Source organism: Acidovorax sp. FG48 (assembly GCF_057809085.1).
Genome location: NZ_JBMDJH010000059.1, coordinates 1 through 521 on the forward strand (window position 1 = coordinate 1; position 521 = coordinate 521).

Here is a 521-nt window from a genome sequence, read left to right on the forward strand (position 1 = left end):
TACTGCCGCAACCACACCCGCTGGTGCCGTCACGCTGTCTGCCGGGGCACGGGCTCCGCGGTCGGCGTCAACGTAGGCGCGCATTTGGTCGGCAGAGTAAACAGCAAACACACCGGAGCACGCGAACTGCATAGGCAGCGGCGGGTAGTTTTCTGGCACGGGTATGGGCTGCGCCTTCACTGCAGCAATGGCGTCGGCTGCCATCTTCGCGGCCTTGATCGTGGCGTTGACACAAATCAGGTCGTGGTAGCGCTGAATGGCGTTGTGCAGGTCGCCTATGCGGCTTGCTGGGCCGATCAGACCAACGCTTTCTGCAAGTGCCATCGCGTCGCCGTCAGGCACCGCCTGTGGGAATGTGAAAACGGGCGTGCGCTCCCCCTCCTGCCCCGGCTGGGCTGGCTGCTGGGTGCGTAGGTTCGATTCCGGCCCGTTTTTCGACACGTCACCTGCAACGTGTTCGATTTCTGCTGGATTTTGAACATGAGTGGTGGACTGCTGTGCCTCTACCAGGGCGGCAAGGC

The 521-nt window shown here is 62.6% G+C and carries 1 protein-coding gene; it reads right to left on the bottom strand.

The genetic code is table 11. The annotated features are described in order from the left end of the window. Nucleotides 1–521 (bottom strand): hypothetical protein (locus ACODSU_RS25310; RefSeq protein ID WP_488845729.1); only part of this gene is annotated, 521 nt, incomplete at both ends.